The organism is Acidovorax sp. FG60 (assembly GCF_057808995.1).
Map to the genome: position 1 here is coordinate 400507 of NZ_JBMDJC010000001.1, position 16838 is coordinate 417344.

12 protein-coding genes and 1 pseudogene are annotated in these 16838 nt (G+C 65.5%); 11 read left to right on the forward strand and 2 right to left on the reverse strand.

The annotated features are described in order from the left end of the window. Positions 1-74: 74 nt before the first annotated feature. The gene (gene uraD, locus ACODS0_RS01815; protein WP_488832324.1) at positions 75-1853 is read left to right on the forward strand and encodes a 2-oxo-4-hydroxy-4-carboxy-5-ureidoimidazoline decarboxylase; all 1779 of its coding nucleotides are present in this window, start codon (positions 75-77) and stop codon (positions 1851-1853) included. After that, complete coding sequence (locus ACODS0_RS01820; RefSeq protein WP_488832326.1) at positions 1850-3094, forward strand: M20 family metallopeptidase; 1245 nt, start codon at positions 1850-1852, stop codon at positions 3092-3094. Before uraD ends, ACODS0_RS01820 begins: the two co-directional genes overlap by 4 nt. Positions 3095-3154: 60 nt before the next feature. Here ACODS0_RS01820 and ACODS0_RS01825 read toward each other — a convergent pair whose 3' ends face one another. Next, the gene (locus tag ACODS0_RS01825; protein ID WP_488832329.1) at positions 3155-4495 is read right to left on the reverse strand and encodes a glycerate kinase type-2 family protein; all 1341 of its coding nucleotides are present in this window, start codon (positions 4493-4495) and stop codon (positions 3155-3157) included. 220 nt (positions 4496-4715) lie between these two features. On the opposite strand from ACODS0_RS01825, the gene ACODS0_RS01830 reads away from it, so the two are divergent. From ACODS0_RS01830 to ACODS0_RS01870, 9 genes and pseudogenes are all read left to right on the forward strand, one after another. Further along, positions 4716-6044, forward strand: coding sequence for a C4-dicarboxylate transporter DctA (locus ACODS0_RS01830; protein ID WP_055394897.1), 1329 nt, complete (start codon positions 4716-4718; stop codon positions 6042-6044). After that, entirely contained in the window at positions 6041-6745 is a 705-nt protein-coding gene (locus tag ACODS0_RS01835) for a GntR family transcriptional regulator (RefSeq protein ID WP_121505618.1), read from the forward strand. The genes ACODS0_RS01830 and ACODS0_RS01835 overlap by 4 nt, the downstream gene beginning before the upstream one ends. 200 nt (positions 6746-6945) lie before the next feature. Next, positions 6946-8432, forward strand: a pseudogene (locus ACODS0_RS01840) (nucleobase:cation symporter-2 family protein). 450 nt (positions 8433-8882) lie between these two features. Then, positions 8883-11189, forward strand: a complete 2307-nt coding sequence (locus tag ACODS0_RS01845; protein WP_488832332.1) for an NADP-dependent malic enzyme — start codon at positions 8883-8885, stop codon at positions 11187-11189. Positions 11190-11482: 293 nt separating this feature from the next. Then, positions 11483-12514: an ABC transporter substrate-binding protein gene (locus tag ACODS0_RS01850; RefSeq protein WP_218300439.1), complete on the forward strand. Its 1032-nt coding sequence runs from the start codon at positions 11483-11485 to the stop codon at positions 12512-12514. A gap of 163 nt (positions 12515-12677) precedes the next feature. Further along, entirely contained in the window at positions 12678-13502 is an 825-nt protein-coding gene (locus ACODS0_RS01855; protein WP_431150328.1) for an ABC transporter ATP-binding protein, read from the forward strand. An 18-nt stretch (positions 13503-13520) separates the two neighbouring features. Beyond that, positions 13521-14288: an ABC transporter permease gene (locus tag ACODS0_RS01860; RefSeq protein ID WP_055394856.1), complete on the forward strand. Its 768-nt coding sequence runs from the start codon at positions 13521-13523 to the stop codon at positions 14286-14288. Beyond that, a complete protein-coding gene (locus ACODS0_RS01865; RefSeq protein WP_488832336.1) occupies positions 14281-14763 on the forward strand; it encodes a nucleoside deaminase in 483 nt (160 codons plus the stop codon). Before ACODS0_RS01860 ends, ACODS0_RS01865 begins: the two co-directional genes overlap by 8 nt. Positions 14764-14894: 131 nt before the next feature. Continuing rightward, a complete protein-coding gene (locus tag ACODS0_RS01870) occupies positions 14895-15953 on the forward strand; it encodes a patatin-like phospholipase family protein (protein ID WP_488832338.1) in 1059 nt (352 codons plus the stop codon). A gap of 132 nt (positions 15954-16085) precedes the next feature. Here ACODS0_RS01870 and ACODS0_RS01875 read toward each other — a convergent pair whose 3' ends face one another. Next, positions 16086-16718, reverse strand: coding sequence for a TetR/AcrR family transcriptional regulator (locus tag ACODS0_RS01875; RefSeq protein WP_488832340.1), 633 nt, complete (start codon positions 16716-16718; stop codon positions 16086-16088). Positions 16719-16838: the final 120 nt, after the last annotated feature.

Here is a 16838-nt window from a genome sequence, read left to right on the forward strand (position 1 = left end):
ACATTGATGAACCAAATTGCCCCCCAGCGCTTATCCAACAAGCGCTAGCAGCTCACTTTTTTGAAGCACCCACCATGCCACTGACCCTGGAACAACTCAACGCCGCCAGCCCCGCCGAGGCCTTGGCGCTGCTGGACGGGCTGTACGAACACTCGCCCTGGATTGCCGAGCGGGCCCTGGCGCAGCGGCCCTTCCGAACGCTGGCGCACCTGAAGCACGCGCTGGCGCAGGTGGTGCGCACTGCCGAGCTGGACGCTCAGCTGGGCCTGATCCGCGCCCACCCCGAGTTGGCGGGCAAAGCCATGGTGGCGAAAAACCTCACGGCCGAATCCACCAACGAGCAAAGCACGGCGGGCCTGACCCAATGCACGCCCGAGGAGTTCGAGCGCATCCAGCAGCTCAACGCGGCCTACAACGAGCGCTTCGGCTTTCCGTTCATCCTGGCCGTGCGCGGGCCGCGCGGCACGGGCCTGCCCAAGCGGGAGATCATCGACACCTTTGCGCGGCGCCTGGACAACCACCCCGAGTTCGAACTGGCCGAGGCCCTGCGCAACATCCACCGCATTGCCGAGATTCGCCTGAACGACAAGTTCGCCGCCGAGCCCGTGCTGGGCAACGACGTGTGGGACTGGCAGGAAAAACTGGCCGAACACTCCGACCCCGGCTTTGCCGAAAAAGGCCAGCTCACCGTCACCTACCTCACCGACGCGCACCGCGCCTGCGCACAGCGCATCAGCCACTGGATGCGCGACTGCGGCTTTGACGAGGTGGAGATCGACGCCGTGGGCAACGTGGTGGGCCGCTACCACCCGGCGGCCCCAGGCGCACGCTACCTCATGACCGGCAGCCACTACGACACCGTGCGCAACGGCGGCAAATACGACGGCCGCCTGGGCATCTTCGTGCCCATGGCCTGCGTGCGCGAGCTGCACCGCACCGGCCAGCGCCTGCCCTTCGGCATCGAGGTGGTGGGCTTTGCCGAAGAGGAGGGCCAGCGCTACAAGGCCACCTTCCTGGGCTCGGGCGCTCTCATCGGCGACTTCAACCCCGCTTGGCTCGACCAGAAGGACGTGGACGGCATAACCATGCGCGCGGCCATGCAGCATGCAGGCTTGTGCATTGATGACATCCCCAAGCTGCAGCGCGACCCGGCGCAGTACCTGGGCTTTATCGAAGTCCACATCGAGCAAGGCCCCGTGCTCAACGAGCTGGACCTGCCCCTGGGCGTAGTCACCTCCATCAACGGCAGCGTGCGCTTCCTGTGCGAGATGATCGGCACCGCCAGCCACGCCGGCACCACCCCCATGGACCGGCGCCGCGACGCGGCCGTGGCTGTGGCGGAGCTGGCGCTGTATGTGGAGCAGCGCGCCGCGCAAGATGGCGACTCGGTGGGCACCATCGGCCAGCTGCAGGTGCCCGCTGGCTCCATCAACGTGGTGCCGGGGCGTTGCCTGTTTTCACTGGATCTGCGCGCCCCCACCGATGCCCAGCGCGATGCGCTGGTGAGCGATGTGAAGGAGCAGCTCGCCCACATCGCGGCCCGGCGTTGCCTGCGCTACACCCTGGAAGAATCCATGCGCGCCGCCGCCGCGCCCAGTGCGCCCGCCTGGCAGCACCAGTGGGAGCGCGCCGTGGACACTCTGGGCGTGCCCGTGTTCCGCATGCCCAGCGGCGCGGGGCACGACGCGATGAAGCTGCACGAAATCATGCCCCAGGCCATGCTCTTTGTGCGCGGCCAGAACTCCGGCATCAGCCACAACCCGCTCGAATCCACCACCAACAACGACATGCAGCTGGCCGTGGACGCCTTCACCCAGGTGCTGCGCCAACTTGCCGAGGAACCACAACCATGACAACGAATAACAACCACGCCGCGCTGGACGCCTGGATCGACCAACACTTCGACGACGAAGTGCGCTTTCTGCAGGCCCTGGTGCGCGTGCCCACCGACACACCGCCCGGCAACAACGCACCCCACGCCGAACGCACGGCCGAGCTGCTCAAGGAGTTTGGCTACGAGGCCGAAAAACACGCGGTGCCCGCTTCCGATGTGCTGGCCTACGGCATGGAGTCCATCACCAACCTCATCGTGCGCCGCAAGTACGGTGCGCAGGGCGACGGCGGCAAAACCATTGCCCTGAACGCCCACGGCGACGTGGTGCCCCCCGGCGAAGGCTGGACGCACGACCCCTATGGCGCCGAGATCGTGGATGGCGCCATGTATGGCCGCGCCACTGCCGTGAGCAAGAGCGACTTTGCATCGTTCACCTTCGCCGTGCGCGCCCTGGAAGCCGTGGCCAAGCCCACGAAAGGCGCGGTCGAGCTGCACTTCACCTACGACGAAGAATTTGGCGGCGAGCTGGGCCCCGGATGGCTGCTTCAAAAGGGGCTGACGAAGCCCGATCTGATGATTGCCGCAGGCTTCAGCTACGAAGTGGTCACCGCCCACAACGGCTGCCTGCAAATGGAAGTGACCGTGCACGGCAAGATGGCCCACGCCGCCGTGCCGCACACCGGCGTGGACGCGCTGCAGGGCGCGGTGCACATCCTGAACGCGCTGTACGCGCAGAACGACGAATACAAGAAGGTCACGTCCAACGTCACGGGCATCAAGCACCCCTACCTGAACGTGGGCCGCATCGAAGGCGGCACCAACACCAATGTGGTGCCCGGCAAGGTGATGTTCAAGCTCGACCGCCGCATGATCCCTGAAGAGAACCCGGTGGAAGTCGAAGCCGCCATCCGCCGCATCATCGAGCAGGCGGCGGGCGAACGCGCTGGCATCAGCGTGGAGATCAAGCGCCTGCTGCTGGCCAACGCCATGACCCCGCTGGCGGGCAATGCACCGCTGGTCGATGCGATCCAGAAACACGCCCAGGCCGTGCTGGGCGAGCCCGTGCCCGCCGTGGGCACGCCGCTGTACACCGACGTGCGCCTGTATGTGGAGCGCGGCATCCCCGGCGTGATCTACGGTGCCGGGCCACGTACGGTACTCGAATCCCACGCCAAGCGCGCCGACGAGCGCCTGCAGCTGGAAGACCTGCGTCGTGCGACCAAGGTGATTGCGCGGGCGCTGTGCGATCTCCTGGCGTGAACTGTCAGGCAGAACTTGGGGGAAATTAGCCTCTAGCGCTTATCCATCAAGCGCTGGCAGCTACAAAATCAATAGCGCACGGAAATCATTCACATTGGTGTGGGTAGGCCCCGTCACCACCAGATCCCCCAGGGGCTCAAAGAAGCCATAGGCGTCGTTGCGGTCCAGGTGGGCTGCGATGCGCAGGCCCGCCGCCTCGGCCCGCGCCAGCGTGTCGGGCGCCACGCGGGCACCCGCGTTGTCCTCCACGCCGTCGATGCCGTCGGTGTCTGCGGCCAGCGCCCACACACCCGGCTGCCCCTGCAGCGCCTGCGCCAGGCCCAGGCAGAACTCGCCCGCGCGGCCACCCCGCCCCCGGGGTGTGCCTGGCGGCTGTGGGCGTACCGTCACGGTCGTCTCGCCGCCCGACAGGATCACGCACGGCCTTGTAAAGGGCTGACCACGCCGCGCCACAGCCCGCGCCAGTGCGGCGTGCACCTTGCCCACCTCGCGCGATTCGCCTTCGATTTCGTCCGACAAGATGTGCGCCTGCACACCCGCCGCCCGCGCGGCCTCGGCCGCAGCTTCCAGCGACTGCTGGGGCGTGGCGGTCATGTGCACCACATGGTGGGCAAACACGGCGTCGCCGGGCTTCGGGGTTTCCGGCGTGCCCGCTTCGAGGGCTGAGCGCACTGCAGTGGGCACCTCGATGCGGTAGCGGTCCAGGATCGCCAGCGCATCAGCGCAGGTGGTGGCGTCAGGCACCGTGGGGCCGCTGGCAATGACCGAAGGGTCGTCCCCCGGCACATCGCTGATGGTGAGCGTGACCACCCGCGCAGGCGCGCAGGCCGCCGCCAGCCGCCCGCCCTTGATGCGCGAGAGGTGCTTGCGCACACAGTTCATTTCGTCGATGGCAGCGCCGCTTTCGAGCAGCGCCTTGTTGATGCGCTGCTTGTCCTCCAGCGTGAGGCCGTCGCCCGGGAGCGTGAGCAGGGCGGAGCCCCCGCCCGAGATGAGGCACAGCACCAGGTCGTTTTCAGTCAGACCCTGCGTCAGCGCCAGGATGCGCTGCGCAGCAGCCAGGCCCGCCGCATCGGGCACGGGGTGGGCGGCCTCGACCACTTCGATGCGCTGCGCCAGGCCTTGCGGCCGGGGCGGTGTGTGGTGGTAGCGCGTGACCACCAGCCCCGACAAGGGCGCATCCGCAGGCCACAGTGCTTCGACGGCCTGCGCCATGGCGCCGCCCGCCTTGCCAGCGCCCAGCACCAGCGTGCGGCCTCCGCTTTCGCGGCTGGGCGGCGGGGGCAAAAAGGCTGCGGTGTTGTGCAGCGGCAGCGCGCGGCGCACGGCAACACCGTAGAGATATTCGAGGAATTCGCTGCTCTGGCGAATGGGGTTTGGCACGGTGGGGGGGGTGGTCATGAATGGTCGTCTCCGCGAGCGATTGTGCGGGCACGGCCAGGGCATGACCGTGCGCAGAAGTCAAAACTACTTCAACCCAGCCCCCGGCGGCATGACGCGGTGGCGACGCGGTTACCACGCGCAGCGCGGGATAACCCCATGTTCTGGCCTGCAACTGTTGTCTACAGTTCTTGTATGCAAGATTGACCAACAGTATCGCCTTCCTATCCAAAGGGTTTACATGCTCCGCTTCCTCAACTCCTTGTTTGGCCGGGTGGTCCTGGCCTTGATTGCTGGCGTGGCCATAGGGCTGCTCTGGCCCGACACCGCCGTGCAGCTCAAGCCGCTGGGCGACGGTTTCATCAAACTCATCAAGATGCTGATCCCGCTCATCGTCTTTTGTGTGGTGGTTCACGGCATCGCGGGCACGGGCGACCTGAAGCGTGTGGGCCGCGTGGGCATCAAGTCGCTGATCTACTTCGAGGTGGTCACCACCATCGCGCTGGTGCTGGGCCTGGCGCTCGCGTTCTGGTTTGAACCCGGTGTGGGCATGAATGTGGACCCGAAGGCGCTCGACCCCAAGGCGATGGGCGCCTATGCAGACAACGCCAGCAAGCTCACGGGTGGCGGCTTCAGCGACTTTTTGCTCAAGCTCATCCCCACCACCGCCGTGAGCGCCTTCGCCAATGGCGATGTGCTGCAGGTGCTGCTGTTCTCCATTGTGTTTGGCTGCGCGCTGGCGCTGATGGGCGAGCGCGGCGCGCGCGTCACCAGCCTCATCGAAGACCTGTCGCACGTGCTGTTCAAGACCATGGGCCTGATCATCAAGCTGGCGCCGCTGGGTGTGCTGGGCGCGATTGCGTTCACGGTGGGCAAGTACGGCATTGGCTCGCTTAAGCAGCTGGGCATGCTGGTGGTGCTGTTCTATGCGGCAGTGGCCATCTTCGTGGTGGTGGTGCTGGGCCTGATCATGCGGTTTTCGGGCTTCAGCCTGTTCAAGCTTCTGCGCTACCTGCGCGAGGAGCTGGCCGTGGTGTTCGCCACCACCTCGTCGGACAGCGTGTTGCCCCAGATCATGGCCAAGCTCAAGCACATGGGCATCCGCGACTCGACCGTGGGCCTGGTGATCCCCACGGGCTACTCGTTCAACCTGGACGCGTTCTCGATCTACATCACGCTGGCGGCCGTGTTCATCGCCCAGGCCACGAACACGCCCATCTCGATGGCCGACCTGCTGACCATCCTGGCGATCTCGCTGGTCACGTCCAAGGGCGCTCACGGTGTGCCGGGCTCGGCCATTGTGGTGCTGGCCGCCACGCTGCACGCAATCCCGGCCATCCCCGCCATCGGGCTGGTGCTGGTGCTGTCGGTGGACTGGTTCATGGGCATCGCCCGCGCCCTGGGCAACCTGATTGGCAACTGCGTGGCAACCGTGGCCATCGCGGCCTGGGAGGGCGACATCGACCGCGAGCGCGCACATGCCGTGCTGGACGGCCGCAGCACGCCGCCGCTGGCCCCCGAGGTCTCGCCAGAGATGGCGCCCCCGGTAGCGCCACAATCGGCCGCATGAGCATCAACCAGACCCAGATCGCCCAGCAGGTGGTGGAATCCATCCTTGCGCAAAAGCTCTCACCCGGCGAGCGCCTGGGCGAGCAGGAACTGGCCGACCTCTTCGGTGTGAGCCGTACTCTGGTGCGCGAGGCGCTCATGCAGCTGCAGGCCCGTGGTTTTGTCGAAGTGCGGCCACGCCGGGGCTGGTATGTGGTGGAGCCCACGGTGGAGGACGCACGCGATGCGTTCTCGGCCCGGCGCATCATCGAGTCGGGCATCCTGGCCGATGCGGGCCGCCCGCTGCAGAGCGTGACCCGCCGTCTGCGGGCGCACATCGCCGAAGAACAGCAGGCCATCGAAGGTGCAGATGCCGCCACACGCGCCTTTCTGCTCGCAGACTTCCACGTCTGCCTGGCCGAGGCGATGGGACACCGCAGCCTGAGCGACATCCTGCGCGACCTCACGGCGCGCACCACCTTGGCAGCCTCGCTGTACCAGTCGCAGCACGCGGCCAGCCAGTCGTGCGCCGAACACGCCTCCATCGTCGAAGCGCTGGAAGCAGGCAACACCACGCTGGCCCGCGAACGCATGCTGGCCCACATCGGGCATGTGGAAGGCGCCCTCAACCCCGGCCAGCCGCTGGTGCGGGACCGGCTGCGTGAATCCCTCGCACCGCTGACCAGCCAACGCACCAAGGCGGCATCGACAGCCCTGAGCTAGCCCAAGCCAGTCGCGCCCCGGCCACAAACCTTCCAATCGCCTGCATCCACTGCAGGCGGGTATTTTGCTGCGCCCCTCTAAGGGTTTACCGGGATAAGCGCGTCCGGTCATTTTGTATACGATTTTTGTATGGACACTTGTGCACCATCCGGCTCAGGTGTCCCTTCCGTATTCATACCCCCAACCCCCGAAAGACTCGCATGAACCCGCCTGTACACCCCGTGGACGAACACCTACCTTTGGGGCGACTCACGGCGCTAGGCTTGCAGCATGTGCTGGTGATGTATGCGGGCGCTGTAGCGGTGCCGCTCATCGTGGGCCGCGCCCTCAACCTCACGCCCGATCAGGTTGCCAAGCTGATTTCGGCCGACCTGTTTGTATGCGGGCTGGTCACGTTGATCCAGGCGCTGGAGCCTCGCGCTGGTTCGGCATTCAGCTGCCCGTGATGATGGGGGTGACCTTCGCATCGGTGGCGCCCATGGTCTCGATGGCGCAGACCACGGGCGGCACGGCCGGGGCCGGGTTGATCTTTGGCTCGGTGATTGGCGCGGGCGTGATTTCCATCCTGATCGCTCCGCTGGTCAGCCGCATGCTCCGGTTCTTCCCGCCGGTGGTCACGGGCACCATCATCGCCGTGATCGGCATCAGCCTGATGCGCGTGGGCATCAACTGGATCTTTGGCAACCCCGTGGGCCCCACGGCGCCCAGCGTGCCCAACCCCGAGCACCTCAAGTGGCTGGCCGATGCCCAAGCCGCTGCCGGAGCCCCCGGCTCTTCGCTGCCTCCGGTGCCCAAGGGCTTTGCGGTGGTGCCCACGGTGCCCAACCCCAAGTACGCGGACCTGACCGGCGTAGGCATCTCGGCCCTGGTGCTGCTGTCCATCCTGCTGATAGCCAAGTTCGCCAAGGGCTTCGTCGCCAACATCTCGGTGCTGTTGGGCATCGTGATCGGCGCAGTGGTGGCCGTGGGCATGGGACTGATGAACTTCGACAAGGTGGCCAAGGCACAGTGGTTTGACCTGGTGCTGCCGTTCGAGATTGCCAACCCTGTCTTCGACCCCATCCTGATCCTGACCATGACCCTGGTGATGATCGTGGTCATGATCGAATCCACCGGCATGTTCCTGGCCCTGGGGGAGATGACCGACCGCAAGGTGGACCAGGCGGCCCTCACGCGCGGCCTGCGCACCGACGGCCTGGGCACGCTGCTGGGTGGCATCTTCAACACCTTTCCGTACACCAGCTTCTCGCAGAACGTAGGGCTGGTCGCCGTCACCGGCGTCAAGAGCCGCTTTGTGTGCGTGGCCGGCGGCGTGATCCTGATCGTGCTGGGCGTGCTGCCCAAGATGGCCGCGCTGGTCGAGTCGCTGCCCACCATGGTGCTGGGCGGCGCGGGCCTGGTGATGTTCGGCATGGTGGCGGCCACAGGCATCCGCATTCTGGGCGGGGTGGACTTCAAGACCAACCGCTTCAACGCCATGATCGTGGCCGTATCCATCGGCGTGGGCATGGTGCCGCTGATCGCGCCCAACTTCCGCCAGTGGATGCCGCATGCCATCCACCCGCTGATCGAATCCGGTATCCTCCTGGCCTCGATCACGGCGGTGGCCCTGAACGTTTTCTTCAATGGCGCCAGCCGCGACACCTCCGCCGCTGTCAACGCCGCACGCCAGGCCGACGCCCACTAGGCCTGACGCCTGCACGCTGCCGAAAACCTGACACCGCCCGCGTGGCTCCGCCCCCCTGTCCGCCATGGCTGCCAGGGGGTTTTGGCCTTAGAGCCTGTTCAAAGTCTTTTTGGAGATCGCATTGGAATGCAATCGGGAGGAGTGGATGCGTCGGATGCGCCGCATAGGCTCATGCCCATGCAAGCAGCTGAAGCGTCCAATCGCCCGATTTCACTCCAACCCTGCGGGCAAGTGCCTTGCCGGGCGGTCTGCGGCGTTGCGGCGCTTGCCAATAGCCAAGCTATTGGCTGCACCCCGCGCCTTGCATCCCATCCCGGCAAGGGACTTGTGCGACTCCAAAAAGACTTCGAACAGGCTCTTATGCCGCATCCGCATAAACCTGCATGCCAGCCGCCCACGCCATCGGGTACCCTTGTTTTGCATTCCGCCGAGGATTTCCAGGATTTCCGTATGACACAGAACATTTCCGCCGCCGAACAGGCCCTGCGCGACGCTGCGCGCGAATACCACCGCAATCCCACCCGGGGCAAGATTTCGGTCACCCCCACCAAGCCGCTGTCCAACCAGCGCGACCTGTCGCTGGCCTACTCGCCAGGCGTGGCCTATCCGTGCCTGGACATCGCGGCCGACCCCTCCAAGGCGTTTGACTACACATCGCGCGGCAACCTGGTCGCGGTGATCACCAACGGCACGGCGGTGCTGGGCCTGGGCGACATCGGCCCACTGGCCAGCAAGCCGGTGATGGAAGGCAAGGGCTGCCTGTTCAAGAAGTTTGCCGGTGTCGATGTGTTCGACATCGAACTGGCCGAGCGCGACCCCGACAAGCTCATCGAGATCATCGCGGCGCTGGAACCCACGCTGGGCGGCATCAACCTCGAAGACATCAAGGCGCCCGAGTGCTTTTACATCGAGCGCGAACTCAGCAAGCGCATGAACATCCCGGTGTTCCATGACGACCAGCACGGCACGGCCATCATCAGCAGCGCGGCGCTGCTCAACGGCCTGGAGCTGGTGGGCAAGCAGATCGACCAGGTCAAGATCGCCGTGTCGGGCGCGGGCGCGGCCGCCATTGCCTGCCTGAACGTGATGGTGGGCCTGGGCGTGAAGATCGAGAACGTCTTCGTGTGCGACTCCAAGGGCGTGATCTACGAAGGCCGCCCCGGGGGCTACGATGAGTCGAAGGCGCGATACGCGCAAAAGACCGATGCCCGCACGCTGGCCGATGCCGTCAACGGCGCCGACGTGTTCCTGGGCTGCTCGGCCCCCGGCGTGCTCACGGCCGAGATGGTCAAGACCATGGGCCCCAAGCCCATCATCCTGGCACTGGCCAACCCCGAGCCCGAGATCCGCCCCGAACTGGCCAAGGCCGTGCGCCCCGACTGCATCATTGCCACGGGCCGCTCGGACTACCCCAACCAGGTCAACAACGTCCTGTGTTTCCCGTACATCTTCCGCGGCGCGCTGGACTGCGGCGCGACCAAGATCACCGAGGCGATGAAGCTGGCCTGCGTGCGCCAGATCGCCGACCTGGCCAAGGCCGACATCAGCGAAGAAGTGGCCAGCGCCTATGCGGGCAAAGAGCTGACCTTTGGCCCCGACTACCTCATCCCTACACCGTTCGACTCGCGCCTGATCCTCAAGATCGCGCCCGCCGTGGCCAAGGCCGCAGCCGAATCGGGCGTGGCCACGCGCCCCATCGAAGACATGGAGGCCTACAAGGAAACGCTGTCGCGCTTCGTCTACCAGACCGGCATGCTGATGCGCCCCGTGATCATGGCTGCCAAGGCCCTGCCCGACGCGCAAAAGCGCGTGGCCTACGCCGACGGTGAAGACGAACGCGCCCTGCGTGCCGCGCAGATGGCCATCGACGACAAGATCGCGCAACCCATCCTCATCGGTCGCCCTGCCGTGATTGCTGCGCGCATCGCCAAGGCCGGTCTGCGCATGCAGCTGGGCAAGGATGTGGAGGTGTGCAACCCCGAGGACGACCCACGCTTTCGCCAGTACTGGGAGCACTACCACCAGCTCATGAAGCGCAACGGCGCCTCGCCCGAAGTGGCCAAGGCCGCCGTGCGCCGCTCCAACACCATCATTGCCTCGCTGATGGTCAAGCTGGGCGATGCCGACGCGATGATCTGCGGCCTGGTGGGGACGTATGAAACGCACCTGGAACGCATCCACAGCATCATCGGCCGCCAGGAAGGTGCCCACAACTACGCTGCCCTGAACGCGCTGATGACCAACCGGGGCACGCTGTTCATTGCCGACACCTATGTGAACGAAGACCCCACGGCACAGCAGCTGGCGGACATCGCCTGGATGTCGGTGCAGGAGGTGCAACGCTTTGGCATCCCACCCAAGGTCGCCTTCCTCTCGCACTCCAGCTATGGCTCGTCCAAGCGCGCATCAGCCCGCAAGATGCGCGAGGCGCGCGACCTGTTCGTGGCCGCCCACCCCGAGATCGAGTGTGATGGCGAGCTGCACGGCGATGCCGCGCTGGAGCCGAACATCCGCAACGCCTACATGGCGGATTCGACCCTGACGGACTCGGCCAACCTGCTGATCTGCCCCAACCTGGATGCCGCCAACATCCTCTACAACGTGCTGAAGACGACCACCAGCGGTGGCGTCACGGTGGGCCCCATCCTGATGGGTGCCGCTGCCACGGCCTACATCCTGACCCCGGCCGCCACTGTGCGCCGCGTGCTCAACATGACGGCCCTGGCCGTGGCCAGCGCTGCTGCTCGGCCACGCTGAGCGCGTTGTGCCGTGCTGACCGTGCGCAGTCCATGATCAGGCCTGCCCACACACCGTTTCAACGGGGCCTACGGGCCCCGTTTTTCATGGGCAAGCCAACCCCTCACCCGGCGCATGCACCATTTCGGGAAACCCAGCATGCTGGCGTGCACCACTTCGGTGAACAATGGGGCACAGCAAAGCACCCGCGTACACAAACCGGGCATCGTTTTTGCTGACTGCAGGTGTATGGCCCCTGGATGGGGCCCATGCCTTCCCTCACCGCATTTCCCCTCGCCCGACAGGAGCCCCCGATGAAAAAGAGACTGTTCATGCAAACCGCTGCCGCCCTGGCCCTGATCGGCAGCACCTCACTGGCCCAGGCGCAGGCCACCACGCCCATCAAGTTCCAGCTCGACTGGCGCTTTGAAGGCCCCGCCGCGCTGTTCCTGCAGCCCGTGGCCAAGGGTTACTTCAAGGCCGCAGGCCTGGATGTGGCCGTGGATGCTGGCAACGGCTCGGGTGGTGCAGTGCAGCGCGTGGCCTCGGGCACGTACGACATGGGCTTTGCCGACCTGGCCGCCGTGATGGAGTTCCACGCCAACAACCCCGACGCGCAGAACAAGCCCGTGGCGGTGATGATGGTCTACAACAACACGCCCGCATCAGTCATGGCGCTGAAAAAGAGCGGCATCACCAAGCCCGCCGACCTGGCGGGCAAGAAGCTGGGCGCCCCCGTGTTTGACGCGGGTCGCCGCGCATTCCCCATCTTCCAGAAGGCCAACGGCATTGGCGCTGTGACCTGGACGGCCATGGACCCGCCCCTGCGCGAAACCATGCTGGTGCGCGGCGATGTGGACGCCATCACCGGCTTCACCTTCACCTCGCTGCTGAACCTGGAAGCCCGTGGCGCCAAGGCCGCCGACGTGGTGGTGCTGCCCTATGCCGATTTCGGCGTAAAGCTCTATGGCAACGTGATCATCGCGTCTCCAAAGCTCATCAAGGAGAACCCGGCCGCCATCAAAGCGTTCCTGTCGGCCTTTGCCAAGGGCGCCAAGGAAGTGATCGCCAACCCCGCAGCCGCCATTGAGCATGTGAAGGCGCGCGACGGCATCGTGAACGTGCCGCTCGAAACCCGCCGCCTGCAACTGGCCATCGACACTGTCATCAACAGCCCCGACGCCCGCGCCGAAGGTTTTGGCCAAGCCAAGCCCGGCCGCCTGTCGCTGATGGCATCGCAGGTGTCGGACGCGTTCAACACCAAGACCCGCGTGAACGCCGACGATGTGTGGAACCCCAGCTTTCTGCCCCCTGCAGCCGAGCTGAACATCCTGCCGAAGAAGTGACACCCCCTGAGTCGCTTCGCGCCTTCCCCCTCTCTCGACTCGCTGCGCGAGTCGGGAGGGGGACGCCCCCGGTGCGACGGGGCGGCCCTTGCACGGGGGCGCTGGCCTGGGCCGCGCCCAGCATCAACCTCGGTGCACAAACACTACTCACTACGGACCTCTGATGCAGGCTGCTGATTCCTACTTTGTGGACTTCCGCGATGTCTGGCTCGCCTACAACGACGAGCTGCGCGCCAAGAACCAGTTTGCGGTGGAGGCCATCGACCTGCAGGTGCGCCAGGGCGAGTTCATCGCCATCGTGGGCCCCTCGGGCTGTGGCAAGTCCACCTTCATGAAGCTGGCCACGGGGCTGAAGATGCCATCGATGGGCAAGATCCTCATCGACGGACAGCCGGTGACGGGGCCGCTCAAGGTCTCGGGCATGGCGTTTCAGGCGCCCTCGCTGCTGCCCTGGCGCACCACGGTGGACAACGTGCTGCTGCCACTCGAAATCGTCGAGCCCTACCGCAGCAACTTCAAGCAGAAACGTAAGGAATACGAAGAACGCGCCCGCAAGCTGCTGCAGAAGGTGGGGCTGGCGGGCTATGAGGACAAGTTCCCCTGGCAGCTGTCGGGCGGCATGCAGCAGCGCGCCAGCATCTGCCGCGCGCTGATCCACGAGCCCAAGATGCTGCTGCTGGACGAGCCGTTTGGGGCGCTGGATGCCTTCACGCGCGAGGAGCTGTGGTGCATCCTGCGCGACCTGTGGACCGAGCAGAAATTCAACGTGATCCTGGTCACGCACGACCTGCGCGAATCGGTCTTCCTGGCCGACACGGTGTATGTGATGAGCAAGAGCCCGGGCCGGTTTGTGGTGCGCAAGGAGATCGAGCTGCCCCGCCCGCGCGACCTGGAGGTGACCTACACCAAGGAATTCACCGACATCGTGCATGAACTGCGCGGCCACATCGGCGCCCTGCGCAAGGCCGGCGCGCCCATCCAGCAGTAACCCGAAGACCTTCCCACCATGCACAAGAAAACCGTAGAGCGCTGGTCCCCCTGGCTGCTGCTGACCGCCACCATTCTGCTGTGGCAAATCATCTGTTCGGCCTTCAGCGTCCCCGAATTTCTCTTCCCCAGCCCCTGGGTCATTGCCACGCAGCTGGTCGAGTTCAGCGGCGTGATCGCCGCACACGCTTGGCGCACCTACTGGGTCACGATGGCGGGCTTTGGCATTGCCATCGTGGTCGGCGTGCTGTTAGGTTTTGTGATCGGCAGTTCTCGCCTGGCCTATGCCGCCGTATACCCGCTGATGACCGCCTTCAACGCCCTGCCCAAGGCAGCCTTTGTTCCCATCCTCGTGGTGTGGTTCGGCATCGGCGTGGGCCCGGCCATCCTCACGGCCTTTCTCATCAGCTTCTTCCCCATCATGGTCAACATCGCCACCGGCCTGGCCACGCTGGAGCCCGAGCTGGAAGACGTGCTGCGCGTGCTGGGCGCCAAGCGCTGGGACGTGCTGACCAAGGTGGGCCTGCCCCGCTCCATGCCGTACTTCTATGGCTCGCTCAAGGTGGCCATCACGCTGGCCTTTGTCGGCACCACGGTGTCGGAGATGACCGCCGCGAACGAAGGCATTGGTTATCTGCTCATCAGCGCAGGCTCGTCCATGCAGATGGGCCTGGCGTTTGCGGGCCTGATGGTGGTGGGCGCCATGGCCATGGTGATGTACGAGCTGTTCAGCTGGATTGAAAAGCGCACCACGGGGTGGGCGCACCGGGGGTCTCAGGGTGAGTGAGCCACTGGACGATGCCCGGGTGGCGCTGCTGCTGCGCCGCGCCAATGCCGTAGCCCAACGCGCCATGGACATGGGCCGCCACCCTTTCGGCGCCTTGCTGGTCGAGCCCGATGGCGAGACCGTGCTGGCCGAGCAGGGCAACATCGACACCGTGAACCATGCCGAGAGCACGCTGGCCCGCGCAGCAGCGGCCAACTACCCCGGCGCCTACCTGGCCCAGTGCACGCTGGTCACCACCTTCGAGCCCTGCGCCATGTGCGCGGGCACCATCTACTGGACGGGCATCGGCCGCGTGCTGTATGGTGCCGAAGAAACCGCCCTGCTCGCGCTGACGGGGGACCACCCCGAGAACCCCACGCTGGCCCTGCCCTGCCGCACGGTGTTTGCGAGCGGACAGCGCCACACCGAGGTGCTGGGCCCCGTGCCCGCACTGGCGAAAGAGATCACAGCCCTGCACCGCGATTTTTGGCGATAAACTGCTCCACTGCCCGCCCACAAATCGCATAGCGCTCCTTTTTTAGGAGCATACTCCCCACACAACACCGGCCGCAGGCACCCTGCCGCTATACTGCCCGCCCCGTTTGGACGACAGCAGGATCACCAGGCATGCGCTTGACCATTCTTTTGCGCCTTCTGGCCCTTGGGGCCGCAGCAGGTCTGGCCGCATGTGGCGGCACAGCCCCGACCCAGACGGGGGCGGGCAGCGAAGTCGCGCCCCTCGCCACGCCCTCCACGCCCGCAACGACCCCCCTCCGCATCGGTATCGCCCTGGGCGGTGGCGCGGCCAAGGGCTTTGCACACATCGGTGTGATCAAGATGCTGGAGGCCAATGGCCTGGCACCCGCTGTCGTCTCCGGCACCAGCGCGGGCAGCGTGGTGGGTGCGCTCTACGCCAGTGGCATGAACGCCTTTGAGATGCAGGAAAAGGCCGTGGCGCTGGACGAAGCCAAGATTCGCGACCTGCAGCTTTCCTCCGGCGGCCTGGTGCTGGGCCAGAAGCTGGAAGACTATGTGAACGAGCAGGTGCGCCGCAAGCCGCTGGAACAGATGGCCAAGCCCTTCGTGGTGGTGGCCACACGGCTCGAAGACGGCGAGCGCACCGTGTTCGCACGCGGCAACACGGGGCAGGCGGTGCGTGCATCGAGCAGCGTGCCGGGCGTGTTCCAGCCCGTCACCATCGGCAAGTACCACTTTGTGGACGGCGGCATCGTGAGCCCGGTGCCTGTGGACGCCGCGCGCCAGCTGGGCGCCGACATCGTGATTGCGGTGGACATCTCCAACAAGGCCCGGGGCCAGACGCCGGGCAACATGCTGGGCGCGCTGAACCAGTCGATTGCCATCATGGGCCAGAAGCTGGGCCAGGCCGAGCTGGCGCGGGCCGACGTGATCATCCGCCCGCAGGTGCTGGACATCGGCGCCGCCGACTTCAGCCAGCGCGCCAATGCCATTGTGGAAGGCGAAAAGGCCGCGCTGGCCGTGATGCCGCAGATCCACGAGCGTGTGGCCCAGTTGCAAGCCGAGCGCGCGCGGGCTGCGCAACTGGCGCAGGAAAAGGTGCGTGAAGCGGAGTACAAGGACTGCATGGACAAGCGCAGCCGCCTGCAGCGGCTGGCGGGCATGGCCGGGATGGGTGAGGCATGCGCGGCGTCGGCGGCCGCCAAGTAAGAGCAGTCCAGCAGATCAAAGCAGGCTGGAGAGACTGGAGAGGCTTGCAAGAAGACCACGATCGGCACGCCAGCAACGATGCCCAATGGATGTCTTGCATCGAGCGGATGAATTCGCCAGGGCTTGCGGCCGCTATCCGGCGTTCTCTCGCTCCGCATTTGCAATCAGCCCGCGCAGGAACGCCATGATGAGGCGCCCCGAGGGATCGGGACACGTGCTCATCCGCTGCAACGCCAGGCCATGCGACAGGGCCATGAAGGCAGCGGCCAGCTCGGCAGGTTCGGCAGGCGGAATCCTTCCGAGCTTGTGGAACAACTGGCCAATCACCTGGCCCAGCTCGCTGCGGTGCCGATCCCACACCTTCTGGTACTCCACGGCGAACGTCTGACTACGGTTGGCGTGCAATTGCAGTTCGATAGAAAGCATGCACCAATCCGCGTCGTGATTGAGCGTGGAAGCCCAGGCATCCAGATCGGCAAATATCTGCTCGGAATCGTCTCCGTCACCCGACATGACCCGGGACAGGTGCGTCGCCTCTGCCGTCATGTGACGCCGCAGCAGCTCGAGCAACACATCTTCCTTGCTCGAAAAGTTGGAATAGAACGCGCCCTGGGAGTAGCCCGCCTTGTTCGCAATGTCGCGGATGGACGCGCCCCCATACCCGTTCGCAACAAACAACTGCTGCGCGGTTTCGATCAGGCGTTCGCGCGTTTGCGCTTGGCTTTCCTCTCGGCTCAAGCGCTTTCTTGCTGTCGTGGGGCTCATGCCCAAAGATATCACATGAACTTTCGAGATGGACCTGAAGCCCTCGCCGGTGCCGCCAGGCTGGGTCAGATTTCAAATATCACTTGATATTTATTTTGCCCATCGATAAACTGAAAGATC